The sequence below is a fragment of the Sporosarcina sp. ACRSM genome (assembly GCF_022346545.1).
Lineage (GTDB): Bacteria > Bacillota > Bacilli > Bacillales_A > Planococcaceae > Sporosarcina.
Genome location: NZ_JAKRNU010000008.1, coordinates 125,547 through 150,054 on the forward strand (window position 1 = coordinate 125,547; position 24,508 = coordinate 150,054).

28 protein-coding genes are annotated in these 24,508 nt (G+C 43.7%); 3 read left to right on the forward strand and 25 right to left on the reverse strand.

Annotated elements, in window-relative coordinates; all coding sequences use genetic code 11:
- Window positions 1-112 precede the first annotated feature (112 nt).
- From MHZ95_RS13785 to MHZ95_RS13885, 21 genes are all read right to left on the reverse strand, one after another.
- Window positions 113-1,081 (reverse strand): SpoIVB peptidase S55 domain-containing protein, encoded by a 969-nt coding sequence (locus tag MHZ95_RS13785; protein WP_239391360.1) that lies wholly within the window; start codon window positions 1,079-1,081, stop codon window positions 113-115.
- Between the two features lie 137 nt (window positions 1,082-1,218).
- The gene (gene recN, locus MHZ95_RS13790) at window positions 1,219-2,916 is read right to left on the reverse strand and encodes a DNA repair protein RecN (RefSeq protein WP_239391361.1); all 1,698 of its coding nucleotides are present in this window, start codon (window positions 2,914-2,916) and stop codon (window positions 1,219-1,221) included.
- A gap of 15 nt (window positions 2,917-2,931) precedes the next feature.
- A complete protein-coding gene (ahrC, locus tag MHZ95_RS13795; RefSeq protein ID WP_239391362.1) occupies window positions 2,932-3,381 on the reverse strand; it encodes a transcriptional regulator AhrC/ArgR in 450 nt (149 codons plus the stop codon).
- Between the two features lie 84 nt (window positions 3,382-3,465).
- Window positions 3,466-4,287: a TlyA family RNA methyltransferase gene (locus MHZ95_RS13800; protein ID WP_239391363.1), complete on the reverse strand. Its 822-nt coding sequence runs from the start codon at window positions 4,285-4,287 to the stop codon at window positions 3,466-3,468.
- On the reverse strand, window positions 4,284-6,185 hold the full coding sequence (gene dxs / locus MHZ95_RS13805) for a 1-deoxy-D-xylulose-5-phosphate synthase (protein ID WP_239391364.1): 1,902 nt from the start codon (window positions 6,183-6,185) through the stop codon (window positions 4,284-4,286). Before dxs ends, MHZ95_RS13800 begins: the two co-directional genes overlap by 4 nt.
- A gap of 95 nt (window positions 6,186-6,280) precedes the next feature.
- Complete coding sequence (locus MHZ95_RS13810; protein WP_239391365.1) at window positions 6,281-7,165, reverse strand: polyprenyl synthetase family protein; 885 nt, start codon at window positions 7,163-7,165, stop codon at window positions 6,281-6,283.
- Window positions 7,158-7,400 (reverse strand): exodeoxyribonuclease VII small subunit, encoded by a 243-nt coding sequence (locus tag MHZ95_RS13815; RefSeq protein ID WP_370643041.1) that lies wholly within the window; start codon window positions 7,398-7,400, stop codon window positions 7,158-7,160. Before MHZ95_RS13815 ends, MHZ95_RS13810 begins: the two co-directional genes overlap by 8 nt.
- Window positions 7,401-8,756, reverse strand: coding sequence for an exodeoxyribonuclease VII large subunit (xseA, locus tag MHZ95_RS13820; RefSeq protein ID WP_239391366.1), 1,356 nt, complete (start codon window positions 8,754-8,756; stop codon window positions 7,401-7,403).
- Between the two features lie 453 nt (window positions 8,757-9,209).
- A complete protein-coding gene (gene folD, locus MHZ95_RS13825) occupies window positions 9,210-10,082 on the reverse strand; it encodes a bifunctional methylenetetrahydrofolate dehydrogenase/methenyltetrahydrofolate cyclohydrolase FolD (protein ID WP_239391367.1) in 873 nt (290 codons plus the stop codon).
- Window positions 10,079-10,486, reverse strand: a complete 408-nt coding sequence (nusB, locus tag MHZ95_RS13830) for a transcription antitermination factor NusB (RefSeq protein WP_239391368.1) — start codon at window positions 10,484-10,486, stop codon at window positions 10,079-10,081. The genes folD and nusB overlap by 4 nt, the downstream gene beginning before the upstream one ends.
- Before the next feature lie 114 nt (window positions 10,487-10,600).
- Window positions 10,601-10,996, reverse strand: coding sequence for an Asp23/Gls24 family envelope stress response protein (locus MHZ95_RS13835; RefSeq protein ID WP_239391369.1), 396 nt, complete (start codon window positions 10,994-10,996; stop codon window positions 10,601-10,603).
- Between the two features lie 16 nt (window positions 10,997-11,012).
- Complete coding sequence (accC, locus tag MHZ95_RS13840) at window positions 11,013-12,359, reverse strand: acetyl-CoA carboxylase biotin carboxylase subunit (RefSeq protein ID WP_239391370.1); 1,347 nt, start codon at window positions 12,357-12,359, stop codon at window positions 11,013-11,015.
- 13 nt (window positions 12,360-12,372) lie between these two features.
- Window positions 12,373-12,882 (reverse strand): acetyl-CoA carboxylase biotin carboxyl carrier protein, encoded by a 510-nt coding sequence (gene accB / locus MHZ95_RS13845; protein WP_239391371.1) that lies wholly within the window; start codon window positions 12,880-12,882, stop codon window positions 12,373-12,375.
- A gap of 176 nt (window positions 12,883-13,058) precedes the next feature.
- On the reverse strand, window positions 13,059-13,610 hold the full coding sequence (locus tag MHZ95_RS13850; protein ID WP_239391372.1) for a SpoIIIAH-like family protein: 552 nt from the start codon (window positions 13,608-13,610) through the stop codon (window positions 13,059-13,061).
- Window positions 13,597-14,019 carry a hypothetical protein gene (locus tag MHZ95_RS13855; protein WP_239391373.1) on the reverse strand — a complete coding sequence of 141 codons (423 nt, stop codon included), beginning with the start codon at window positions 14,017-14,019 and terminating at the stop codon, window positions 13,597-13,599. Before MHZ95_RS13855 ends, MHZ95_RS13850 begins: the two co-directional genes overlap by 14 nt.
- Window positions 14,020-14,262: 243 nt before the next feature.
- Window positions 14,263-15,162 (reverse strand): stage III sporulation protein AE, encoded by a 900-nt coding sequence (locus tag MHZ95_RS13860; RefSeq protein WP_239391374.1) that lies wholly within the window; start codon window positions 15,160-15,162, stop codon window positions 14,263-14,265.
- Window positions 15,163-15,177: 15 nt separating this feature from the next.
- The gene (locus MHZ95_RS13865) at window positions 15,178-15,576 is read right to left on the reverse strand and encodes a hypothetical protein (protein ID WP_239391375.1); all 399 of its coding nucleotides are present in this window, start codon (window positions 15,574-15,576) and stop codon (window positions 15,178-15,180) included.
- Window positions 15,555-15,764 carry a SpoIIIAC/SpoIIIAD family protein gene (locus tag MHZ95_RS13870; RefSeq protein ID WP_239391376.1) on the reverse strand — a complete coding sequence of 70 codons (210 nt, stop codon included), beginning with the start codon at window positions 15,762-15,764 and terminating at the stop codon, window positions 15,555-15,557. Before MHZ95_RS13870 ends, MHZ95_RS13865 begins: the two co-directional genes overlap by 22 nt.
- A gap of 275 nt (window positions 15,765-16,039) precedes the next feature.
- Window positions 16,040-16,597, reverse strand: coding sequence for an elongation factor P (gene efp / locus MHZ95_RS13875; protein ID WP_239391377.1), 558 nt, complete (start codon window positions 16,595-16,597; stop codon window positions 16,040-16,042).
- A gap of 25 nt (window positions 16,598-16,622) precedes the next feature.
- Window positions 16,623-17,681 carry a M24 family metallopeptidase gene (locus MHZ95_RS13880; RefSeq protein WP_239391378.1) on the reverse strand — a complete coding sequence of 353 codons (1,059 nt, stop codon included), beginning with the start codon at window positions 17,679-17,681 and terminating at the stop codon, window positions 16,623-16,625.
- 98 nt (window positions 17,682-17,779) lie between these two features.
- Entirely contained in the window at window positions 17,780-18,208 is a 429-nt protein-coding gene (locus tag MHZ95_RS13885; protein WP_239391379.1) for a hypothetical protein, read from the reverse strand.
- A 129-nt stretch (window positions 18,209-18,337) separates the two neighbouring features.
- On the opposite strand from MHZ95_RS13885, the gene MHZ95_RS13890 reads away from it, so the two are divergent.
- The gene (locus MHZ95_RS13890; protein ID WP_239391380.1) at window positions 18,338-19,315 is read left to right on the forward strand and encodes a DUF1385 domain-containing protein; all 978 of its coding nucleotides are present in this window, start codon (window positions 18,338-18,340) and stop codon (window positions 19,313-19,315) included.
- A gap of 90 nt (window positions 19,316-19,405) precedes the next feature.
- Here the strand turns inward: MHZ95_RS13890 and MHZ95_RS13895 are convergent, their stop codons facing one another.
- The gene (locus MHZ95_RS13895) at window positions 19,406-20,242 is read right to left on the reverse strand and encodes a lipoate--protein ligase family protein (RefSeq protein WP_239391381.1); all 837 of its coding nucleotides are present in this window, start codon (window positions 20,240-20,242) and stop codon (window positions 19,406-19,408) included.
- Window positions 20,243-20,620: 378 nt separating this feature from the next.
- On the opposite strand from MHZ95_RS13895, the gene MHZ95_RS13900 reads away from it, so the two are divergent.
- Window positions 20,621-20,950: a rhodanese-like domain-containing protein gene (locus tag MHZ95_RS13900; RefSeq protein WP_239391489.1), complete on the forward strand. Its 330-nt coding sequence runs from the start codon at window positions 20,621-20,623 to the stop codon at window positions 20,948-20,950.
- Between the two features lie 43 nt (window positions 20,951-20,993).
- Here MHZ95_RS13900 and MHZ95_RS13905 read toward each other — a convergent pair whose 3' ends face one another.
- Window positions 20,994-22,256: an MFS transporter gene (locus MHZ95_RS13905; RefSeq protein ID WP_370643043.1), complete on the reverse strand. Its 1,263-nt coding sequence runs from the start codon at window positions 22,254-22,256 to the stop codon at window positions 20,994-20,996.
- Between the two features lie 146 nt (window positions 22,257-22,402).
- On the opposite strand from MHZ95_RS13905, the gene MHZ95_RS13910 reads away from it, so the two are divergent.
- On the forward strand, window positions 22,403-22,957 hold the full coding sequence (locus MHZ95_RS13910) for a shikimate kinase (RefSeq protein ID WP_239391382.1): 555 nt from the start codon (window positions 22,403-22,405) through the stop codon (window positions 22,955-22,957).
- A gap of 95 nt (window positions 22,958-23,052) precedes the next feature.
- Here the strand turns inward: MHZ95_RS13910 and aroD are convergent, their stop codons facing one another.
- Window positions 23,053-23,808, reverse strand: a complete 756-nt coding sequence (aroD, locus tag MHZ95_RS13915) for a type I 3-dehydroquinate dehydratase (protein WP_239391383.1) — start codon at window positions 23,806-23,808, stop codon at window positions 23,053-23,055.
- Between the two features lie 138 nt (window positions 23,809-23,946).
- Window positions 23,947-24,357: a hypothetical protein gene (locus MHZ95_RS13920; RefSeq protein ID WP_239391384.1), complete on the reverse strand. Its 411-nt coding sequence runs from the start codon at window positions 24,355-24,357 to the stop codon at window positions 23,947-23,949.
- Between the last annotated feature and the right edge of the window lie 151 nt (window positions 24,358-24,508).

The window sequence follows — 24,508 nt, forward strand, 5'->3', positions numbered from 1 at the left end:
GTATTTCGACCAAATTCTCTTTTTTTCACATTTTCTTCACTTGTCTCCTCATCAGTTTATCATTTTAGAGCGAAAGAGCCAACCCGTTTTACGGATTGGCTCTTTCGTTTTCTCATTTTTCACCTTTTCGCATCTTTTCTAAAAAAAGTGCAGCACCTTTTTTAGGATCGTCCACATACATATGTGTCACCGCTCCGACGAACTTACCGTCCTGAATGACCGGACTGCCACTCATGCCTTGTAAAATGCCGCCCGTTGCTGCCAATAATTTTGGATCGGTCAAGTTGAATTGAAATTGTTCGCTTTCCACTTTCGTAATTTCAATAGTAAATGATTCAACTTCCGTCCCTTTTATCGTCGTGAAGATTTCTGCAGCTCCTTCTTTCACGTCGGCAGGGTGCATAATCTGCAGTGGTTCTGCCAACACTTTCTTGTAGGAGTGATTCCACGATCCAAATATCCCATATATTCCATTGATTTGAATCGTTCCGAGGAAATCTTCGTCTTCAACGATGGTTGATATTTTATACCCTGGATTGCCCGGTGCACTTTTTTTGATCTGCCCAATTTCGGAAAGATAAATGGCACCCGTTTTAAACGATGGCGGTGTTTTTAATGTACTGTCAATAATTTGATGCCCTAACGCACCATAAGTTCCTTTGTCCGGATCGACGTACGTCAAGGTGCCTGTCCCTTCCGTCCGGTCTTTCAGGAATGGTAGGAGACGTTTCAGCGCTTCGCCATCAGACTTTATTTGGTTTGTGTCTCCGTCACGGTCAACAGTCAGGGCAATCTCTTTTTGATCGTGCTTCTTGGACAAGGCAGCCTCGAATTCCTTCAATGTTCCGATTGCTACATCATCCACTTGCTCGATCAAATCACCTGCCTTCAACCAGTCATCCTTACCGATCATGACATCGCTTGTGATGAAGACACCGGATAAATCCATTTTAATGCCAATCGAGTGTCCCATCGGAATAAGCATATCATCTTGTGCAGACGCTGCATTTGACGTAAATGGCATGACCAGTAAAAGCACAGAAAACGAAACGGCTAATTTGAATTGCCTACTCCATTCCATGTTTCACCTCCCTGAAATAAGTTACTAATGGTATGTCCGATAAGAGGAATGTTATGAAAGGGTAAATCATGAAAAAGTGGAACCCACAAAACGGCTAATCAGAAAAAACGTGCATAAATGTTATGCACGTTCAGCACTTATCGAAATACTTTTTTTCGTTCCGACGCCAATGTCAATAATTCATCGGCATGTTTTAATGTCAATGGCGTGATTTCAGCACCCGATAACATTCTGGATAATTCTTCAATCCGCTCCGAGTTGATGACATCCTGGATGGATGTTCTCGTTCTGTCATCTTCTACATCTTTTTTAATTAAATAATGCTGATCCGCCATTGCTGCGACTTGCGGTAAATGGGAAATACATAATACTTGTGAATTGGTGGCAATCATCGCAATCTTCTCGGCAATCGCTTGTGCAACGCGTCCGCTGACACCGGTATCCACTTCATCAAAAATAATGGATGTGATGCCCTGATGCTTTGAAAAGATTGTTTTTAACGCTATCATAATCCTGGAAAGCTCTCCTCCAGAAGCGACTTTCACAAGCGGTTTCAGCGGTTCGCCTACATTTGTAGAAATTTGAAAAGATACATCATCAAAGCCATTCGCATCAAACAGTCCTGCCGGTTTTGGCTTGATTTCGACTTTGAATGTAGCTTTTCCCATATGAAGTTGCTCCAATTGTTCCATGATCGCCTGCTCCAATCGGCTAGCGGCCGTTTGTCGAATAATCGATAATTCCGCAGCCTCAAGTTGAAGATCCTGATAAAGATGATCCAGTTTTTCCTGGGCAACTGACAGTCGCTCGTCCCGACTCACCAAGCTTTCCAACTCATCTGCGATCTTATCCCGATAAATTAAAATATCTTCAATTGTTTTTCCATATTTTCTTTGGAGAGAAGTATGTAAAGCAAGGCGATTTTCAACAAATTCCAGCCGGGTCGGATCAAATTCCATATCATCCAAAATGCTTTTTAATTCATGCGCGGTTTCCTGCAATGTATAGAAGCTTGTAGCAACGGATTCAGCATGCGGTTTTAAAGTACTATCAACTGACGCCGCATCCTCCATATCACTCATCGCAGCTCCCACCCAATCTAGTGCATGTGTATCCCCGCTGATAGAAACATAAGCTGTGTTTAAACGTTCATATAGCCGGGTGAAATTCAGCAATTTCCGTTTTTCTTCCTCAAGTGCTTCTTCCTCACCGATGACGAGTGCAGCGGCATCGATCTCTTTCAGTTGGAATGTATACAGATCGATCCGCTGTGCAACCTGTTGCTCATTTTCGTCGGCAGCTTCAATTTTCTGTTTCAATTTCCGATATTGCCCATATAGATCTGCATAATTCTCATATGCCTGAATAAGCTCAGGACCAGCAAAATGATCCAGTAGATGGATATGCCTTTTTTCATGCATCAATTCCTGATTTTCATGCTGACCGTGGATATCAATCAAATGCGAACCGATTTCCCTTAAAATTGCAATCGTTACCAACTTACCGTTGATTCTGCAGACCGTTTTACCGTTCAAATTCAAATCTCGTCGCAAGATGACTGTTCCTTCGTCACACTCTATCCCTAATTCTTCCAATTTCGAAAGGAGAGGATGCGATGGATCATCGATGGTGAACAATCCTTCCAATTCGGCTTTCTTCGATCCATGTCGGATAAATTCCGTGGAACCTCTTCCGCCTGCTAAAAGTTGAACAGCGTCGATAATAATCGATTTACCTGCACCGGTTTCACCGGTTAACACCGTGAGACCTTCATCGAAAGTCACATCAAGTTCTTCAATGATTGCGAAATTCTTAATGGAGATTTCACTTAACACTTGCCGTCACCCCCTTCAAAGCATCGCGAGTAATTTATCTTTGACCTCATTTGTCTGCGATTCTTCCCGACAGATGATTAAACAAGTATCATCCCCACAAATTGTGCCTAAAATTTCAATCCACCCTAAATTATCTATGAGTGATCCGACAGCATGCGCGTTGCCAGGAAGTGTTTTTAAAATGATGAAGTGTGCGGCACTATCGATACTGACAAATGCATCTGTCATCATGCGATGTAGCTTCTGTTCCGTGTTGTACTTCTGTACTTGTGGAAGGCTATACTTATAACGCCCATCAGCTAGCGGAACTTTGATCAAATGCATTTCTTTTATATCCCGGGATACCGTTGCCTGTGTCACAGCGACTCCCGAAGCCTTTAACGTGTCGACAAGCTGGTCTTGTGTTTCAATTTCAAAATTTGAAATAATATCCCGAATGCGAATATGGCGTTGTCCTTTATTCATACCAATCACTCCAATAGACGATATTGAGTTATTACCCTATCTACAGATTACGTCCGACAACAAAAACGCGCAAATCATTGCGCGCTATAGTAATTCTCCATATGCTTCTTCAATCAGTCCCTGGAAATCATCCACATCAAATGCAGATTCCGGATGGTTGTCAGAAGTTAAATGGAATAGAAATTCGATATTCCCTTCTCCGCCGGTGACAGGTGAATAAGAAATTCCTCGCAAACTGTACCCTTCTTGTAAGGAGGCATCTGCTATTTTTTGCAATACTTCAAGATGGACCGATTTCTCTTTTACGACCCCTTTTTTCCCGACTTTTCCTTTTCCGGCTTCGAATTGAGGCTTGACGAGGGCGATGACGTCCCCATTTTCCATCAAAATCTTTTTTAGTGCGGGTAAGATGAGCGTCAAAGAGATAAAGGAGACATCGATTGTGGCAAACTGTGGAAGACCCGCCGTAAAAAGATCTGGTGTTGCATGTCTGAAATTTGTTCTTTCCATTACCGTAACACGGGGATCTTGTCGAATTTTCCAAGCTAGCTGATTATAGCCAACATCAAGGGCATAACAATGAGATGCGCCATTTTGGAGGGCGCAATCCGTAAATCCGCCCGTTGACGCTCCGATATCCAACACGATTTTATCGTTCACGTCCACGTCGAACTGAGCGAGGGCTTTTTCAAGTTTCAGTCCCCCGCGGCTAACGTATTTCAGCGTCGGTCCTTTGATGGTAAGCGGAGCATCCATCGGAATTTTTTCGCCTGGCTTATCCAGCCTTGTTTCAGCGGAATAAACGATGCCTGCCATAATGGAACGTTTAGCCTGCTCTCTTGTCTCCGCCAAGCCACGGGAAACAAGCAGGACATCCACCCGCTCCTTCGGAATACGATTTGTCATACTTGTTCCCTTTCCACGGTATGCTCTTTAACAACCGTTTCCAAATGATCAACAATATGGCCCGCTGTCATACCGATTTCTACAAGCAGTTCAGTCACACTGCCATGCTCGATGAAATAATCGGGGATACCCATTCGATGGATAGGAATATCCAAGTGACCGCTGTCTTGTGCATATTCAAGAACAGCACTTCCGAACCCGCCTGCAAGCACCGCTTCTTCGACCGTTAAAATCGGCATACCGGTAGCAAAAAGCCCATCCAACATTTTTGTATCGAGTGGCTTGATGAATCGAGCATTGATGACTTTCACTTGCAATCCTTTTTGCGACAAAGCTTCCGCTGCTTCGAGGGCCATCGGAATGGTTGTACCAAATGTCAGGATTGCTGCATCTTTCCCTTCACGAAGCACTTCCCACGACCCGATTGGAATCGTCGACAAACGGTCATCCATCGGAACACCGAGACCATTCCCTCTAGGATAACGCAAAGCGATTGGACCGTCATTATACTCAATTGCCGTTTTCACCATATGCTGCCCTTCATTTTCGTCTTTTGGCATCATGATGACCATATTGGGCATATGTCTAAGAAAGGCGATATCAAAAACGCCTTGATGGGTTTCTCCGTCTGCCCCGACAAGACCCGCACGGTCGATGCCAATGATAACATTCAAATTCTGTCTGGAAATGTCATGAAGCACTTGATCATATGCACGTTGTAAAAATGTCGAGTAAATGGCAAGAAACGGCTTCATCCCTTGTGTAGCCAATCCCGCAGCCATTGTCGTCGCATGCTGCTCGGCAATACCAACGTCAAAGAATCGATCTGGAAATTCAGTAGCAAAGGACTCCAGTTTAGATCCGACCGGCATAGCAGGTGTGATTGCAACAACACGGCGATCATCACGCGCAATATCACGAACGGTTTCCGCTACAAGGCCACTCCATGAAGGTGCGACAGACGGAGACTTGACAAAATCACCCGTTTCAATCTTATAAGGACCTGTTCCATGCCATGTTCCAATTTTATCGTTTTCAGCCGGACGATACCCTTTTCCTTTTTTCGTAATGACATGAAGTAAAACCGGTCCATCTACTTTTTTGGCATATTGGATATTCCGTTCCAAGTCATTGAAATCATGGCCATCGATCGGACCGAGATAAGTGAAGCCCAGCTCTTCAAAGAAAACACCGGATACGAGCAAATATTTTAGACTCGCTTTGACACGTTCCGCGGCAGAAGCCACTTTTCCGCCAATCGCAGGTATTTTTTTCAAAATGTACTCAAGTTCATCTTTAGCTGAATTGTATTTACCAGCGGTTCTCAATTTACCGAGAACTGTATGAAGTGCACCAACGTTTGGTGCAATCGACATTTCATTATCATTTAATATGACAATCATATCTGTTTTTGCATCACCGATATGATTCAAAGCTTCCAGAGCCATACCACCCGTAAGTGCGCCGTCGCCAATCACCGGAATGACATAGTTCGAATCGCCTTTTATATCCCGGGCAGCCGCCATTCCCATGGCAGCGGATAAGGAAGTGGAACTATGTCCCGTTTCCCAAACATCGTGCTCGCTTTCAATCATTTTAGGAAATCCACATAGCCCTTTGTATTGCCTGAGCGAGTCAAAATCACCGGCTCGCCCCGTCAATATTTTATGAACATAAGCCTGATGTCCGACATCCCAAATGATTTTATCATCCGGACTGTCGAAATGGCGATGCAAAGCCATAGTCAATTCAACAACTCCGAGATTGGGTCCGATATGCCCGCCGGTTACAGACAATTTTTCAATCAGGAACGCCCGGATACACTTGGCAAGTTCCAGCATCTGTTCTTTATCGAGCTTTTTTAAAAAAGATGGATTGTCTATTGTTGTTAGATCCATCATTATCACACACCTTCTTCGAATGATTGCCTCGGTTATTTCTGCGCTTAGTATATTATATCAAGTAGGACGTCCAGTACAACTTTTACGTTCCTTTACGATTTCCGATGTACGATATAATCAGCGAATAGGGCGAGGAGTGAATCGTTTGTGCCCAAGAACTCAAGGGAATCGATCGCGCGCTGATGATGTGCCGCTAGACGTTCCTCCGCTCCGTCCAAACCTAGAAGAGAAGGATAAGTCGATTTATCACTAAGCGAATCACTTCCTGCTGTCTTTCCAAGTTCTTCAGTTGTCGCTGTAATGTCCAAAATATCGTCTTTGATCTGGAATGCTAGCCCGATATTCCATGCGTATTCTTTTAACTTTTGCGTTTTCTCCTCGTTCAGATTCGCCAAGATCGCGGCAGCTTCGATACTGAAGGAAAGAAGTGCTCCCGTTTTATGAACATGAACCGTCTCCATCTCCGTGAGCGTCAATGGTTTCGCTTCCCCTTCCATATCGAGCATTTGCCCGCCTACCATGCCTTGGGCGCCTGCCGCTTCCGTCAATAACTGGATGATTCGCACGACCTGTTCAGCCGGTGTCGATTTAAGTCTCGTTAAACCGTCAAACGCAAGTGCTTGCAACGCATCTCCTGCCAAAACGGCAACCGCCTCACCGTATACTTTGTGATTCGTCGGCTTGCCTCGTCTAAAATCATCATCATCCATGGACGGTAAATCATCATGGATCAAAGAATATGTATGAATGAGTTCGACTGCACAAGCGACGGTTACAGCATCCACTGATTCCACTCCTAGATCTTCAAGCGTTGCCAGAACGAGCAATGGTCGAATCCGTTTTCCGCCAGCATCGACTGAATAGGTCATAGCAGACTTCAATGTTGTGGATACATCAATCGGTGAAAGTAGTTGATGGAGTCGCTCGTCAATAATCGTGATTTTTTCCGTCATGAACTTCTCTAATTTATTATGCATTTGAATCCACACCTTTTGTAGGATCGAATGGGGTCTTGTTGCCCTCTTCGTCTATAATGGAAATCAGTTGTTTCTCTGCATCTTGCAACTTCCCATGACAAAATGCGGATAACTCCATCCCTTTTTTGTACAATGAAATTGCATCCTCCAAAGGGACATCACCCGTCTCCAGCTTTTGAACGATTTCTTCCAATTTTAACATCGCTTCTTCAAAGCGGATCGTCTCTATTTCCACTTACCCTTCCTCCCCTTCTCGTATTGTCACTGTTTCAACTTTCGCCGCTACCGTACCGTCTTGCATCTGAATTTGGATACTGTCCCCGCTTTCCAGCGAGCGGACGGATTTCGCCACTTCATCGTTTTGATAAACAATCGAATACCCTCGTTCCATCACATCAAGTGGATTGAGTGCTTTCAACATCCGGACGGTTGATTGAAATCGGTTACGTTTTAAGCTGATATCCTGATTGACGGCTCGGGAAAGTCTTTCTGTTAAGGCTCCCAGATTACGATGCCCTTCACGAATCCGCTGATTAGGCGAATAAGAAGCAAGGATCCCGCTCAATCGATTGACCTCAGATCGTCTGCGCACAGTCATCTCTTGACCACTTCGTATCAATCTGCCTTCCAATCCGATCAATTTTTCAATATAAGGCCGGTACAACCGCTCCGGGAATTGAAGGGGGTAGGAAGTTTGTAGCGTTGTCAGTCGTTTGCGTTCGATTTTAATCTGATTGGATAGCGAACTATAAAGGGAGCGTTTCCGATCCAATACTCGTTCAACCAAGTCTTCCCGGGCAGGGACGGCCATCTCTGCAGCGGCTGTTGGGGTAGGCGCCCTTCTATCTGAAACAAAGTCTGCAATGGTCGTATCTGTTTCGTGACCGACCGCACTGATGATCGGTATACGGCACGAAAAGATGGCGCGTGCCACCGCTTCTTCATTGAAAGCCCATAAATCCTCGATCGAGCCTCCCCCCCGTCCAACAATCAATACATCGATCGAACCGAAGTCTTGCGCCTGTTCGATCGACCGAATGATCGACGGAGCTGCTTGCGGCCCTTGGACGATTGCAGGAAATAAAATGATTTCAGCAAGAGGATATCGCCTTTCGATTGTTGAACAGATATCTTGAATCGCCGCCCCGGATTGGGCTGTCACAACACCGACTTTTTGAGGAAAAATAGGAAGCGGAAGTTTCCATCGTGTATCGAAAAGCCCTTCCTTTGCAAGGTTTTCTTTCAATTGTTCATAAGCAAGATAGAGCGCGCCGATGCCGTCGGGTTGCATGGTTTGTACATATAATTGATAGTTGCCGCTTGCCTCATAAACGGTCACATCGCCAGTGATCAGGACATTCATGCCATTTTCCGGTTTAAACTTCAATGCCGATGCACTTGAGCGAAACATCGCAGATTGGATACGGCTTCTTTCATCTTTCAATGTAAAATAAATATGGCCGCTCGGGTGCAACTTGACATTCGAAAGCTCCCCTTTGACATAGACATTCCTTAAATGAGGGTCTGCGTCAAATTTGCGTTTAATATACTTCGTTAATGCCTGTACGGATAAGTAAGGATTTCCCGCCAACCGGTCCACCTCCCGATTCATGACTTATATCAATTACGCCTCGGCGTAATTGCGTCCAGATTTTGAATTGAGAATCGAACAGCGAAGGGTTCGATTTGCCGTATTTCTGCGCTTTTTGCAGAAATTAAGGCACTTAGATAAGCTCACGTCTAGTCTTCGGGCGCCAGGGGCTCGGGTCATAAGGCAAAGTTGCTCTGTGGCAAAAGGCGCCACGCCGCATCTTCACCTTATGCCTGTCGCCCCTAGGCAGGCGCCCTACGCTTTTGGAGAATTAACTCCTTTCAAAATCTGTGACATCCGCGGGCCTACAGGATGTAGGTCATGCAACCGTTGCCGCAGGACGCGGCGGACTTAGGTTGCCTCCCGCTATTCATTCAGCGGGAGTTTTAACATCCGCTGAATGAAGATGAACGCTGTCTTTCTGATGAAAAACAGCGTCCGTCCGTCACCTTATTATTCGTGTGCACTTGTTCCTTTCGAGAAGGTTTTTTCTGCACTGTGAAGCGTGTTTTTCAACAACATTGTAATTGTCATTGGTCCGACACCGCCTGGCACCGGTGTAATGGCAGAAGCTTTTTCTTTTGCCGTTTCAAACTCGACATCTCCACAAAGCTTCCCGTTCTCATCACGATTCATCCCTACATCGATGACGACCGCTCCGTCTTTAACATGTTCAGCTGTGATAAATTTGGCTCTTCCGATCGCAACGATCAGAATATCTGCCTGTTTTGTAAATTCCGCTAAATGTTCCGTTTTGGAATGGCAATACGTTACAGTAGCATCGCGCTGTAATAATAATTGCCCCATCGGTTTTCCAACGATATTACTGCGGCCGACAATGACAGCATGTTTGCCGCGGATCTCGGTGCCTGTCCGTTCAAGCAGTTTGATGATACCGTATGGCGTACACGATAAAAATGCACGTTGCCCGATGATCATTTTTCCGACATTGATCGGATGGAAACCATCTACATCCTTGTCCGGATCGATTGCTTGGATGACAAGATCTTCATCGATATGTTTGGGTAACGGCAATTGGACAAGAATACCATGGATCGAATCATCTTTGTTCAATTCTGCAACTTGGGCAAGCAACTCTTCTTCGGACACCGTTTCTGGAAGTTCGATTAACACAGATTTCATACCCGCTTCAATACTGGACTTCTCTTTATTTCTAACATATGTACGAGATGCTTGATTGTCGCCTACAAGGATGACGGCTAAACCTGGTTGCATCCCTTTTTCTTTCAATGCATCCACTCTTTGTTTAATTTCTTCACGGATTTCTTGTCCAATCGCTTTTCCATCAATTAGTTTTCCAGTCACTCTGATTCCTCCATGCCTTCTTCATTATTTTCATCAAATTTTGACAGCACGCCATTCACAAACCGACCTGATTTTTCGTCACTGAATGTTTTACAAAGATCAATCGCCTCGTTCAGCACAACTCTATGCGGGACATCGTCATTGAAGAGGAGTTCAAAAACTGCAAGTCGAAGGACAGTCCGCTCAATTTTTGGAAGGCGGTCAAGCGACCAGTTTTCCAACTTTTGAACTAAGACTGCATCAATCGCTGTTTTATTCTCCAGTGTTCCACGAACAAGCCGATCATAGAACCGATTCACCGGTTTGTCGACAATATAAGCGATCGCTTCTTCTACTGTCATTTCTGTATTATCAAGCTGAAAAAGGGTCTGTACCGCCTTCTCACGTGCTTCACGTCGTTTCATTTATCCTTCTCCTCCACTGCTGTATCTCTAAGGATTTATCATAGCACATTCAGAGTACTTGAATACAGCAATACAAGTTGAAAAGCACCATCCAAAAGGACGATGCTTTCCAGTTTATACCGTTTCCGTTTCAAACTGAATGCCTGTAATATGAACATTGACTTCTTTCGTTTCCAATGACGTCATATGATACACAGCATGACGAACCTGTTTTTGGATTTCCATAGCAACGCTGGGAACGGGATAGCCATATTCAATGGTACAGTAGACATCGATTGTCAAACCATCTTCAGACCATTCCGTCTTGACCCCTTTTCCGTGAACGACTTTGCCGAATTTCTCCGCCACGCCGGTTGCAAAGTTCCCTTGGGTACTCGCAACTCCCTTCACTTCGTTTGTCGCAATGCCAATGATCACTTCAAGAACTTCAGGGGCAAGCTGGACACGGCCAAGCTCGACGTCCCCTGAGGGAGTCATTCCAACGAATGAAGGAACCGACTTCTCTGGCATTCCAAATCCCTCCTTGTCAGTTCATGACATTATATTTCTCAAGAAACTTCGTATCGAAATCGCCTGATTTAAACACCTCATGATCCATTAAATTCGAATGGAATGGTACAGTCGTTTCAACGCCGTCGATGACGAATTCATCAAGCGCCCGCTTCATGCGCGCGATCGCTTCCTCCCGTGAATCTGCATGGACAATCAGTTTGGCCACCATCGAATCATAAAATGGAGGAATTGTATAGCCTGGATACATGGCGGAGTCTACGCGTACCCCAAAACCACCTGGTGGCATATACATGGAAACCAGCCCAGGGGATGGCATGAAATTCTTTGCTGGGTTTTCAGCATTGATGCGGCATTCGATCGCCCAGCCATTGAGCTGGATATCCTCCTGGCGATAGGCCAGTTCTTCACCTGCTGCAACTTTCAATTGCTGTTGCACTAAATCGATACCCGTGATCATTTCCGTAATCGTATGTTCCACTTGGATGCGTGTATTCATTTCCATGAAGTAGAATTTTTGATTTACGTGGTCGAAGATGAATTCCACTGTTCCTGCTCCGCGATAATTGACGGCTTTTGCCGCTTTTACCGCCGCCTCTCCCATTTCATGACGCAGTTCAGGGGTGAGTGCTGGGGATGGCGCTTCTTCCACAAGCTTTTGCATTCTGCGCTGGATGGAACAGTCACGCTCTCCTAGATGGATGGTATTTCCGTATTTATCGGCGAGGACTTGCACTTCCACGTGTCGGAATACTTCGATGAACTTTTCAAGATAGACACCCGGATTCCCAAAAGCGGCTGCCGCTTCTTTTTGGGTAATCTTAATCCCTTTGATCAATTCATCTTGGTCCCTTGCTACGCGGATACCCTTTCCTCCGCCTCCAGCAGTCGCTTTGATGATGACCGGAAAACCGATTTCTTCAGCAATTTGCAACGCTTCTTGCTCGTCCGCAACGATTCCACTCGATCCTGGAACAATTGGAACGCCTGCATTTTTCATTGTTTCGCGGGCGACATCCTTTGTCCCCATCCGCGAAATCGCATCCGCAGTCGGTCCGATAAATTCGATGTTGACTTCCTCACAAAGCTCTGCAAAGCTCGCATTCTCCGCCAAAAAGCCATAACCAGGATGAATCCCGTCACAACCCGTCAGCTTGGCAATACTGATGACATTCGAAAAGTTGAGGTAGCTGTCCTTTGATAATCGAGGTCCGATACAATAAGCCTCGTCTGCAAGTTCGACATGCAACGCTTCCCGATCCGCTTCTGAATAGACAGCGACGGTTTTAATGTCAAGTTCTTTACACGCCCTGATGATTCGCACCGCGATTTCACCACGGTTAGCAATTAACACTTTTTCCATTTGGCATACCCCCTCAATTCACTTTTACAAGGAAAAGGGGCTGTCCGAATTCAACGAGTTGACCATCTTTGACAAGTATCTCGACAATTTCCCCTGAAACTTCCGCTTCAATTTCGTTGAATAATTTCATCGCTTCAACGATACATACGATCGAGTCCTCTTTCACTTTATCGCCAGATTGTACATAAGCTGGTACATCTGGTGATGAAGCCGCATAAAATGTCCCCACCATCGGCGAAGTGATTTTATGCAAAGTTGTGTCTTCCACTTGCGGTGTTTCCGCTTGGGCGCTAGGTGCCTCCACTTGAGGAGCCTGTTCGATCGTTTCCACCGCTTTCGGCTGCATAACCGGCACTTCCCGTTGTACGACAGCGGCAGGCTGTGTAACAGCATCGATGATGACTTTCTCCGCATTTCCTTTTTTCAACTCAATTTTTGAACCTTCGGATTCATAGCTGAACTCTTCAATTGAAGATTGATCGATAAGTTTAATGATTTCACGGATTTCCTGAATTTTCAACATAACCAATTCTCCTAACCATTTATAGTTATACTCTTACCCATTTTAGACGTTTTCCATGGATAATGAAATAGTAAATGAAGAATTGTTCATAATTCCATCTTATTAATCAAAAAAAGACCCCAGTTTAGGGCCTTTTTTAAGGTAAAATCCATTCTTTTGTCCATTTCAGCTTCCGTTTATTCGGTGCCTCCTTTGAAATCGACACTAACTAACGCTTTAGGATCTTCCCAATTCGTCTTCACATAACGTATAATTTCATCCGCCATTTGTTTGGAATGGCCTTCCGTCGATAAAACTGTCACTTTCACTGTTCCATCCTCTGTCCGTACAAACGCTTCCGGATACCCTAATGCGATGATTTGCATTTCCATCAGCGCTTCGGCAGAATCAAGTTTAGTCAGCCGCTCCATTTCCTCGTACGCTGAATTCTTTTCCTCAGATGTATAGTCAGACGAAAGCACTTTCGCCGTAAGTTGCTCTTTCAGCTTACTCCGCTCGTCACGAACCTGCATACGCATTTCCTCAAAAAGATAAGCATCTGCAAAAACAGGTGTCGTCTTATCCGCATCCGAAATATTTTCGGTTAATTGAATGGACTCCGGTGAATCTTTAAAAATATTGATCCCATCAAAAGGCATCGGAGCTTTTTCCTTAATGTAGTAAATAGAAATCACTGCAACGAGACTTAGTAATGTTAGAAACCAGACTGTACGCTTATTCGTTTTCATTCGTACTCCCCCTTTTCTTCATTTCGACGACGATCCGATGTTCGGGCAACTGGAGAACAGTAGATAAGATTCTTAATAGTTTACTTTTCATCTCAAGATTTTCCGCGCCCTCCGCTATGACAAGGACCCCTTGCAACTCATTGCCTTTCTTTGGTGAAGAAGTGGACATCGAGAAATAATCGGATAACGGATTTCCGGCATTCCCATTATCATAGTGGAAATACAACGTAACATCCCCGATCCCCTCAATTTCCATCAGCGCTTCTTCCAGTGCTACAAATTCGCCGTTTTCCTCCTTTTCCCCCTTCTCGCCCCCGATACCGCCAAGACTGGAATTGATGAAAATGATGACCATGACTGTAATTGTACCGAGAAGGATCATTTGAATTTTCTTCGTTGGTTTTTGCATCTCATCACCATTTCCGTTTATTGAGCCGGTTGAATGACCTGTCATCAATGATTCATTTTATGCAGCGTCAAAAGAGGCTATGACCAAAAAAAGTGTAAATCGATTTGATAATCCAGATTCCCACGGCAAGTTTGATCAAAGGCAATAAATTCTCCTCCGTACGATCAGGGAACAGCAATAGCATCGTGGATGATAATAAAGTGATCAATATGACTCCCATTAGAAAGATTCCATACGTATCCCTCACTTCATCGTCGTAATTAGCTTAATCAGAATGATTGAAAACAAGGCTGTGTATATAAATGCAAAGGCGATCAAAAACGATATGGCACATAACACAAACAGCGTTTTACCAATATCATCGATAATGCCTGTAATATCTTTATCCGCGAATGGTTCAATAAGCGCCGCAGTCCATCTATAGAAAAAAGCGGTTAACAATGTTTTTAAAGAAGGGACGAGTGCCACCGTCCAAATGGTCGTAATCATCCATCCCCCCGCAAAAACGCCTGCTCCGGACGAATAACGACCTAACGTACCCATGCTGTCCGTCATAAAAGAACCGATGAGCGGCACGTTTTGGCGGATCAATTCTTTGATCGGTTCACTTGCCAAACCAGAAAGAGCCCAAGACATCGTCCCTCCCACCGTTATGAAAATGGAATAGGCGGCGACAACAGCTGAAACTGTTCCGAGAAGGGCTGTCCTTATTAAATCCGCCATTTTGGTGAATGGGACGGCAGGTAGAATTCTAGAAACCAAATCAAAAATAAGGGCGGCGGTCAATAGCGGGATCAGCAAGCTTTCCGTTAGAACAATTGCACCGTTGGCAAACAATAGCATCGCCGGCTGAAAATTCAACATCCCGAATGCACCACCCGCCGCAATCATCGCAGCCGTCAAGATTGGATAAATGGATACGAACGACAGTGAAATCTGATTTGCGATATCCCGAATCAGCGTCAATTGTGTAAATGCCGGTTGTAAGACGACTGCGATGACGATGAAGATTAACATCATTCTCGTCCACTTTGAAAACGAAGGAAAAAGAAAATCGACGAGCAGTGCCAGGAATGTTGAAAGGATGACAACGACAAAACTGGATAATACAGTACCAAGGACCATTTCAATAAAAGAAATCATGGAGGTTCCATCCGATCATTTTGTAATGAGTGAGGATAAGATTTCGATCAATGCTGCTGTCTGATGAAGCCATAAACCTAAAATAGCAATCTTCACGATAAAATGAGACATTGCCGCCAATGAAGCAAAACCGGCCTCTTCTATATGTTTGGCAATCAATTCGGAAATAAAGAATAGGATTGCACTGCCAATTAGCAGTTTGGCAAACGGATCCGGAAGTGCTTCAAATAGGCCGATGATTGTCCTCGTAAAAGGGAAGACAACCATACTCAGCAATTGAAATAAAACAAAGAAAAAAATAGCGACATACAATAACGGCTGCAATTTGGGTACTGCAAATGTGATGATGAGGAGAATAAGAAAGACGACAACCATCTGTAGCAGCAACACCATTAGACTGTCATTGACAACCATTGGAAAAATTCTGCGATTTCCGTAAAAAATATTTTCAGAAATCGAAGCATTTCAGCAGTGATGTAAATATAAGCGATAAAAAACAGGAAAAACGAAAACTCTTTTTTGCCGGTTTGCTCAAAGAAAATATGCAGTAAACCAATGACTAATCCGATACCGGCAATTCGCAATAGATCATTCAATTCCATCCGGTACTCCCCCCATTGAGATATCCTATGTCCCAATGAGAGTCTATAGAACAAAAGCGAATCGAACAGCGAAGGGTTCGATTTGCCGTATTTCTGCGCTTTTTGCAGAAATTAAGGCACTTAGATAAGCGCAATTAACTCCCTCCAAAATCTGTGACATCCGCCGGAGGCTTAACTTGAATCAAGTTAAGTAATGAAAAAAACCTTACCACCCCGATTAGGGTAGTAAGGTTCTAAAAATTTCTATCGTATTTTCTACAGATCTGTTCTTATTATTAAGCCCGTGATACGTATTCGCCTTCTTCTGTATTGATGATGAGTTTATCACCCGTATTAACGAAGAAAGGTACTTGGACGACGAGCCCTGTTTCCATTTTTGCAGGTTTTGAACCACCGCTAGCCGTATCGCCTTTAATACCTGGCTCCGTTTCAGCCACTTCTAACGTTACAGTTACCGGCAATTCCACTCCGAGAACTTCCTCACCGTATTTCATAATATGTACTTCCATATTTTCTTTCAAATACATCAGTTCATCTTCAATTTGCTTCGCTGAAAGTTCGATTTGCTCGTAAGATTCATTGTCCATAAATACATGATCGTCCCCATTTGCATAAAGGTATTGCATGCGGCGATTATCAATTTGTGCTTTTGCAACTTTTTCTCCGGCACGGAATGTTTTTTCATTGACGTTGCCAGAACGTAAATTACGTAGTTTAGAGCGGACAAACGCAGCCCCTTTTCCTGGCTTAACGTGTTGGAAATCCATTACACGCCAAATGTCACCATCTACTTCAATCGTTAAGCCTGTTTTAAATTCGTTCACTGAAATCATGTTGTTTCCTCCAATTGTAATTAAATTATAAAATAATGAGTTCTTTCGGTGAATGCGTGATACGTTCATTCCCATTTTCTGTTATGATAATGTCGTCTTCAATGCGCACGCCACCGATTTCAGCGAGATAGATCCCTGGTTCGACCGTAACAACCATATTCGGTTCAAGAACGGTTTCCGAACGGAAAGAAAGGGCGGGACCTTCATGTACTTCCAAACCGATTCCATGTCCTGTCGAGTGACCGAACGCATCGCCGTAGCCTTTGGATAGAATGTAATCACGAGCTATAGCATCTGCTTCTATACCTGTCATACCCGGTTTAATCTCTTTTAATGCAAGTTTTTGTGCAGCCAGTGTCACTTCGTAAATTTCTCTCAATTTCGCCGAAGGTTGCCCAACAGCGACCGTGCGTGTAATGTCCGAAATATAGCCATTATATAACGCCCCGAAATCGAGCGTGACGAGTTCTCCTGTTTCGATCACTTTGTTCGTAGCGACACCGTGCGGAAGCCCTCCCCGTAAACCAGATGCAACAATCGTCGAAAAGGATGAGGACGTTGCCCCTTGACTGCGCATATACATTTCCAATTCGTTCGACACTTGAAGTTCAGTGACACCCGGTCTGATAAACGTACAAATATGGGCAAAGGCATCATCTGCAATTTTTGCGGCCTGCTTCAAAACAGTTAGTTCCTCTTCCGTTTTCACCATCCGCAATTTCTCAACGATGCCAGATACCGGTTTCAGTTCAGCTTCCAGTTGTTTCCGATACAGTTCATAATGACCGTATGTCATATCGTCTTTTTCAAAACCGATCGTTTTGAGCCCCATGCTTTTTGCTTGTTCCGCGACTTCTTCAATAATTGTTTTCGTATGCTGGACAATGCGGAACCCATCAATCTCCTTTTCAGCTTGTTCTACATAACGGAAGTCCGTGATAAAAACAGCATCATCGGACGAAATAAGGACAAGGCCCGCTGTCCCCGTAAAACCTGTCATATAGCGACGATTGAATGGGTTTGAAATAAGAAGTGCATCGATCTCTTTCTCTAGCAACAGTTTACGAATTTTTTTCAGTTTCATAGTCTCATACCCCTTTTCTATGAAGAAGGAACTTCACAACCGCATCTTGCCAGCACTGTTTTCTTTCCTATTTTATCATATCGGTCCATTGTCGCAACTCATTTTATCGCTTCAACCGAATTTTTCCTCATATAAACCGCTGTCCCGGTTATAAACCTCAATACAATGGCGAGCAATGCGAGCAACGGCATCGACACAGACCCGATCGCTGCAGATGGAGTCGACGGTGAATGGATCGACCATTCGATCGCCAACACACCAATGATGGCAATGATGAGCGCAGTGACAGACGGCGGTATGGACGTTGTGAACGACACCCCAATATAAATCAGTGCATATAACAAAGTAAGGCCCACGAACAGCAACAACCATTGGATGAAAACATGCAAATGGGCAAACGATCGCCATTTTTCCGCCCATCCGACGGGTGACCACTCTATAAAATTAAATATGTGAAAGAATTTCAACGACAATGTCGTAAATAAGGAACTACAAATTGCAGTCCAAAACAATGTGCTCTTGAACATAAAAACCCCTCCTGCTGGCAGTGTCGGGCGTTTCCAATCATTTTAAACATCTTAGTGGAGCGAATTGCTGTTTTTTAGTATAATGGGGATACGATTTTAGCTGACAGAAAAGAAAGTGTGGGTAACAATATGCAAAAAAGACAACAACCTCCTACATACGGAGGACAAGCGCTTGTCGAAGGGGTCATGTTCGGCGGAAAAGAGCATACAGTTACGGCGATTCGCCGAAAAGATGATTCAATTGATTATTTTCATCTTCCAAAAGAAAAGAATAAAACCCGAGCAAAGTTGAAAAAGATTCCTTTCGTTAGGGGGATTGTCGCTTTAATCGAATCGGCTGGCATCGGATCTCGCCATTTAACGTTTTCAAGTGACCGCTACGATGTAGAGCCCGGCGAAGAGAAGAAAGAGGAAACGGAAGAGACCTCCAAATTAGCTATGATTCTTGGTGTTGCTGTGGTCGGTGTCCTTTCTTTTCTTTTTGGCAAATTCATCTTCACCCTCGTACCCGTCTTTCTTGCCGGTGCACTTCAATTTATCGTCCCTGGAAAGACAGGTCAAATTTTACTGGAAAGTCTATTCAAACTCATTTTGTTATTGACCTATATTTCACTCATTTCGATGACTCCGCTCATTAAACGTGTTTTCCAATATCATGGGGCCGAGCATAAAGTGATCAATGCATACGAGAACGGTTTGCCGATGACAGTTGAAAATGTCCAATCGCAATCACGGCTCCATTACCGTTGTGGTAGCAGTTTCATCCTCTTCACGGTTATCGTCGGGATGTTCATTTATTTTCTAGTCCCTACTGATCCATTTTGGCTACGTATCGTGAACCGTATTCTTCTCATTCCGGTCGTCTTAGGCGTCTCGTTTGAAGTACTGCAATTGACGAACTCACTGCGGAACATCCCTGTACTAAAATATTTAGGCTATCCGGGGTTATGGTTGCAACTTCTGACCACGAAAGAGCCGGATGATAAACAAGTTGAAGTAGCCATCGCTTCTTTTGAAAAGCTATTGGAAATTGAAAAGTACGGCGTTGAAGTGATGCCGGTCATCGAAAAAACAGAAACGGATCCTGAATCCGTCCCCGTCAATTAAAAAACGGAAGGCGCCAGATACGGTGCCTTCCGTTTTCCATCTCCGGATTTTCCTTCCGGTCATTCTGTAAGCAATCAGAAGTATTAGAAATTATTTTCTGAACGTCCACTCGTCATTAGCATATTTCCGCTCTTCAATTTCTTTAACCTTCTCAAGTTGTTCTTTTGTTAATGTTAAAGGTTCCAATTGCATATCGAGCGCGTCCTCGAAGCCTTTTGCAAAAGCATCTGCACATTCGGCAATTGAAATCGCCCTATCCGTGAGCCGATCAATGGCTACCGCCTTCTTAGGCAAGGCTAAACGCGTTCGTTCGCGCAGTCTCTCCGACTTGAATTTAAATAATGAAACAAGCTTGTCCTCATCAAGGCTTAACAAAATAGCCCCGTGTTGCAAAATAACGCCTTTTTGCCGTGTCTGGGCACTTCCTGCCACTTTCTTCCCTTCAACGACAAGTTCATACCAGCTCGGCGCATCAAAACAGACGCCCGATTTCGGATTTCTCAAATCCGCATTTTGTTTTACGGTTTCCGGGACGGAAAATTCTGCATTCAATCCAAGATTACGGAAACCTTCCAAGAGACCACCCGATATGACCCGATACGCTTCTGTGACCGTTTCCGGCATATCCGGATACTCTTCGCTAACGATGACGCTATATGTAAGTTCATGCTCATGGAGAACGCCTCTTCCTCCTGTCGGTCGTCTGACGAAACCGAGTCCAAGCTGCTTCACAACATCCATATCGATCTCTTTTTCAACACTTTGAAAGTAACCGATGGAGAGTGTCGCCGGCTCCCATTCATAGAACCGCAAAACCGGTCCAATTTCCCCTTGACTATGCCACTCGAGTAAGGCTTCATCCAACGCCATATTAAACGAAGCGCTGCATTTCCCAGAGTTGATGAAATGCCAGACCGTTTTACTCATTCAAACTCCTCCTTTTTCCCGCATTAACGGGCAGTAAGACTCCCACCTCAAGACTTAGGTAAAACGATAAGGATAGGTGGGAGATCAACTGCCCGTAAAAGCCCGATTGGTTCAACTAACAATCAGTGGGGGATGGGAAAACCCCCACTGATTGAAGTTTCACTTTATCCATGCACTTCATTTTATCATTCTTCAATAGAACTTTGCTAGGTTATGCTTCGTATCCCTTTATCGTCCATTTCGATGATTGTAGAGGGTTTCGTATTGAACAACTGCTATCCAATCTTATATAATGGGTGAGTAGAGAGAAAGGGGAAAGTCGTTTTGAGTTCGAATTACTATGTTTTAGGAGCCATTATACTTATACTGATTGTATACATGGTCGTTACAATGTTACGTTTACGAAAAGCGGTCACTAACTTGACACAAGCGCAATTTATCGAAGGGTATCGGAAAGCGCAGCTCGTTGACGTGCGTGAACCGAAAGATTTTGATGCCGGTCATATTCTAGGGGCACGAAACATTCCTTACTCCCAATTCCGCCAACGTTTCAAGGAAATCCGGCCGGACAAGCCTGTTTACTTGTATGACCAAAACGGCGGAAAAAGTGCGCGTGCAGCACTGTTCTTAAGAAAAAAAGGATATGATCAACTATTCCACCTACAAGGCGGTTTCCGTCTCTGGACAGGTAAAGTGAAAAGCAAATGAAAAAAGTTCTTCCCTCTGATTTGATCAGAAGGAAGAACTTTTTTCATTTCTCAATAGATGTGGAAGATTTCGGCTGAATCAAACGATCAGTATGCTTCCCAATGATTTTTCCATATCGAACAAACACATAACAAGCAGCGAAAAATCCAGTAACTGCTATAAACGCATCAAATATAAAAATATTCGAAATATTGCCCGTTTTAGAAAGCAACCCTGTCGCAAGCGGCATGACAACAGAAGCAAGCCCAGCTGCCGTCGCAATGAGTCCCGTCACCCTTCCTTTCTTCAACCAAAATAATTCGGCCGCAATAGCGATTGCTAGCTGGAAGATTCCTGCAGTTGAAAGTCCGATGAAAAACGCTGCAACGATGGTGACACTTTCAATCTTAACCGTTAAAATCGTCAAGATCGCAAAAAACGTGATGATGGGATAGATGACAATAATGGTGACTGGTCGTAAAAACTTTTTCATTAGCACCGCTAATGTCAATACGGAAACTATTCCACCGACACTGTAATAACTTAATAATTTAATGGCACTTTCCGTCGACATCCCAAGGACCTCTTCACCGTAGGAGGGCAACCAGATTTGCGCCACCGTAAACAAAGCGGTAGATGTAAAGCCAATCAAGACGAGAGCTAGTCCTTCTTTATTGAACTGCGGTTCAGAAACAAACTTCTTTCCCTCTTCTTGGTCATCGTCCATCTTAGCAGGGCGTTTCATCCGATGATTTGGAAAGGAAGCTGGAATGAGCAAAAATGTCGCAAGAAAATAAACGGCAGCCAGAACAAAAAAAGTAGTCCCGTAAAACAATTCCTGTTTTGCGATAAATAAAATCATCAAAGGCAAAATTGCCGTACCCGTCGCCATGAAGGCTTTAACAAGAATGCTTGCAGACCCTGTCGCCTTTGGGTAAGCTTCAGCCAAAGCCGGATAAGCCCCCGCATCCAATGCCGAGTTCCCCACACCAGCTAGAAGGGCAAGGATAAACGCAACTTGAAAACTCGGTGCTAGCGGGATGCCAACAAGAAAAATTCCCAGCGTAAATGATGCAAAAATAATTAACGGCTTTCTTCCGATCCGATCGGACAAGCGACCTAAATAAGCATAAGTGAGCAATTTTCCGATACCAATTGCCGAAATGATATAACTAATTCCTGCGCTATCTGTACTCCATTGATTGGTTAATGAACCCATATTCGAAATGAGGATGACATTGACCATACCAAGCAGGAAAAAATTCGTATAAATGACCGATGTGGCTTTACTGTACACAGTGGAACCTCCTTCTAAGGTGCAAAACATGATTTCCTTTTTTAAGAATATACCCCTCACTTTTCACTGAACCTGTCATCCGCGTTAAACAAAAACAAGCCTTTCTAAATAGTGTTTACAAGATTCTGAAACTGAACTATACTTTAAATACTATTACCTTAGAAAGAGTGTTTAATGTGAGACTTAGAGAAGTGCCGGTGAGGCAACAGAGCATTGTCCTAATGGGATTTATGGGCGTTGGGAAAACGACGATCGGTAGCCTTGTCGCCCAAAAGTTATACCGAAGCTTCGTTGACATTGACGAAGAGATTGAAAAAGAATTCGGCATGCCGACGACTGATATTTTTAAAGTCCATGGTGAAACCGTCTTTCGTGAGCATGAAAAAAATTTAATCCAATCTTATTGCGAACAAAAACTAAAAATCATCTCGATCGGTGGCGGGGCGTTCATGCAGCCCGAAGTACGGGAAGCCTGTCTCGCAAATTGCACCGTCTTTTATCTCGATGTATCGTGGGAACAATGGAAAGAGCGACTCGATATTTTAATCGATAGTCGTCCGATCTTACAAAATCGGGATCTGGCTGAAATTGAAAAACTTTTCTATGAAAGACAGGGGGCTTATTCGCTGAATCACTCAACCTTATCGGTGAATGATCAGTCCCCCGAACAGATTGCCGACCATATCGTCGAATCGCTTAAACTAGCTTGGGATATCTACGAACCGCAATGATTTTAGAATGTACCGGAAGCCTATCCGGTACATTTTTCGTCTTCTATATGAAATAGAAAATACAGTTTAGATTGCTTATGTATGAAAAGATCTAATTACCAGTCAACCAGTGTTTCTTGAGACAAGTCAATCAGCTGCTTCAGTTTTTCGATTGGAATTTGTCCAGGGGCCGAACTTTGTCCCCCTACCCCGAATGTCATAACCGATCCATACATCCAGCCGTTCACCCTGCTCAAAGCACCGAGACTCCCCATTGACATCGTAATGATCGGAATCTGCAAGCGATCATCCATTTCTTTTGTTAACGTCAATAACCGTAGAACATCTTCTTTATTTTTCGGCATGACGGCCGCCTTTGCAAAATCTGCTCCGTATACTTCTGCCATAATGAGCCGCTTCATAATTTCTGTATGATGGGGCGTACATTCAAAGTTATGATAAGAAAGAATCAGTTTTTTTCCATTTTCAGACGCTATTTTCCGTAATGTTCGAATATATCCAGGTTCATTGGACACTTCAAAATCAATCAAATCAACATCGCTATTTCGGCAAATTTCACAAAGCAAATCCACTATATCCTCTTCAGTCAATGAAATTCGCTCACCGCCTTCTTTTTCAGATCGGATCGTAAAAAGAAACGGAAGCTCTATCGCTTCACCAATCGCTTTTGCCGTTAACAAAACCGAATGTGTGTCTGCAATATCTTCATAAAAATCCGCCCGCCATTCGATGAGATCCGGTTTTTTCGGGAGTATCATTTCAAGTTCATGTAATAATGCTTCTCGATTTTTTCCAACTAACGGTGTACAAATATAAGGTGCCTTTTTATCTTTGAATAGCTCCGTGACCATTTCCGACAACTCCTTCAATCATTTCAATCTTAAATAAATTGTATCATAGAAGAATCTTGCAATGTATTGAAATAATGAAAAAGCGCATTGCTTTTCAGATAATGAAGCAATGCGCTGCTCATTGTTAAACCTCTCAGATCACTTCTTTTCTTTCCACCATATATTTCTTTTTTGGGAAAAACTTAAGACGAAAACGAGGAGGAAGGAAGCCGCTGGAAATACCGTTAGCAAGCGTGTGACCATTTCAGGATGCATCTCTATCAACGAATTCACAAGCATCGCATTGACATAAATAAAAATGATGACGAAAAATGCACCGCTCGTTAAAATCAGCTCTCTCATCGTTTCAAGCGTATTGCTTGTGACTACAATATAGAGGATGAATGGCACTGCACATAAGAGCGCAAGTGTCGCGTAGTTTACATCGGCAAATCCTCCTCCCAATAAGAATTTGCCCAGTAGAAGACGTAAAACCCCAGCTGTACCGTACACGAATAGAAAAATGCCGACAATGCACAAAATAAGTAAGGATATTTTTGATTGTTTCATTTTTCCACTCCTTTTCTTTCATCATATGTATGAAAGAAAGGAAAAAGTCACTTCCATTAAAAGTTTGCACAAGTAAAGATTTCTATACCTTAGAAAACTACTCATTTTCCTATAATACCTAATTTTTCGTCAAACGATAGTAGGAAAAAGT

Bases quoted from the DNA above. Each gene is read 5' to 3' on its own strand.
- efp (WP_239391377.1), bottom strand. From the start codon at position 16,597: ATGATTTCAGTGAACGAATTTAAAACAGGCTTAACGATTGAAGTAGAT.
- MHZ95_RS13865 (WP_239391375.1), bottom strand. From the start codon at position 15,576: ATGGTTGTCAATGACAGTCTAATGGTGTTGCTGCTACAGATGGTTGTC.
- MHZ95_RS13880 (WP_239391378.1), bottom strand. From the start codon at position 17,681: ATGAAACTGAAAAAAATTCGTAAACTGTTGCTAGAGAAAGAGATCGAT.
- MHZ95_RS13850 (WP_239391372.1), bottom strand. From the start codon at position 13,610: ATGAAAACGAATAAGCGTACAGTCTGGTTTCTAACATTACTAAGTCTC.
- MHZ95_RS13810 (WP_239391365.1), bottom strand. From the start codon at position 7,165: ATGCATAATAAATTAGAGAAGTTCATGACGGAAAAAATCACGATTATT.
- dxs (WP_239391364.1), bottom strand. From the start codon at position 6,185: ATGGATCTAACAACAATAGACAATCCATCTTTTTTAAAAAAGCTCGAT.
- accC (WP_239391370.1), bottom strand. From the start codon at position 12,359: ATGGAAAAAGTGTTAATTGCTAACCGTGGTGAAATCGCGGTGCGAATC.
- MHZ95_RS13785 (WP_239391360.1), bottom strand. From the start codon at position 1,081: ATGGAATGGAGTAGGCAATTCAAATTAGCCGTTTCGTTTTCTGTGCTT.
- aroD (WP_239391383.1), bottom strand. From the start codon at position 23,808: ATGGTCACGGAGCTATTCAAAGATAAAAAGGCACCTTATATTTGTACA.
- MHZ95_RS13800 (WP_239391363.1), bottom strand. From the start codon at position 4,287: ATGACAAATCGTATTCCGAAGGAGCGGGTGGATGTCCTGCTTGTTTCC.
- MHZ95_RS13835 (WP_239391369.1), bottom strand. From the start codon at position 10,996: ATGCCAGAGAAGTCGGTTCCTTCATTCGTTGGAATGACTCCCTCAGGG.
- MHZ95_RS13855 (WP_239391373.1), bottom strand. From the start codon at position 14,019: ATGCAAAAACCAACGAAGAAAATTCAAATGATCCTTCTCGGTACAATT.
- MHZ95_RS13905 (WP_370643043.1), bottom strand. From the start codon at position 22,256: ATGTTTTGCACCTTAGAAGGAGGTTCCACTGTGTACAGTAAAGCCACA.
- MHZ95_RS13920 (WP_239391384.1), bottom strand. From the start codon at position 24,357: ATGAAACAATCAAAAATATCCTTACTTATTTTGTGCATTGTCGGCATT.
- MHZ95_RS13870 (WP_239391376.1), bottom strand. From the start codon at position 15,764: ATGGAATTGAATGATCTATTGCGAATTGCCGGTATCGGATTAGTCATT.
- MHZ95_RS13860 (WP_239391374.1), bottom strand. From the start codon at position 15,162: ATGATTTCTTTTATTGAAATGGTCCTTGGTACTGTATTATCCAGTTTT.
- nusB (WP_239391368.1), bottom strand. From the start codon at position 10,486: ATGAAACGACGTGAAGCACGTGAGAAGGCGGTACAGACCCTTTTTCAG.
- ahrC (WP_239391362.1), bottom strand. From the start codon at position 3,381: ATGAATAAAGGACAACGCCATATTCGCATTCGGGATATTATTTCAAAT.
- MHZ95_RS13895 (WP_239391381.1), bottom strand. From the start codon at position 20,242: ATGAGTAAAACGGTCTGGCATTTCATCAACTCTGGGAAATGCAGCGCT.
- MHZ95_RS13890 (WP_239391380.1), top strand. From the start codon at position 18,338: ATGCAAAAAAGACAACAACCTCCTACATACGGAGGACAAGCGCTTGTC.
- MHZ95_RS13900 (WP_239391489.1), top strand. From the start codon at position 20,621: ATGGTCGTTACAATGTTACGTTTACGAAAAGCGGTCACTAACTTGACA.
- accB (WP_239391371.1), bottom strand. From the start codon at position 12,882: ATGTTGAAAATTCAGGAAATCCGTGAAATCATTAAACTTATCGATCAA.
- MHZ95_RS13885 (WP_239391379.1), bottom strand. From the start codon at position 18,208: ATGTTCAAGAGCACATTGTTTTGGACTGCAATTTGTAGTTCCTTATTT.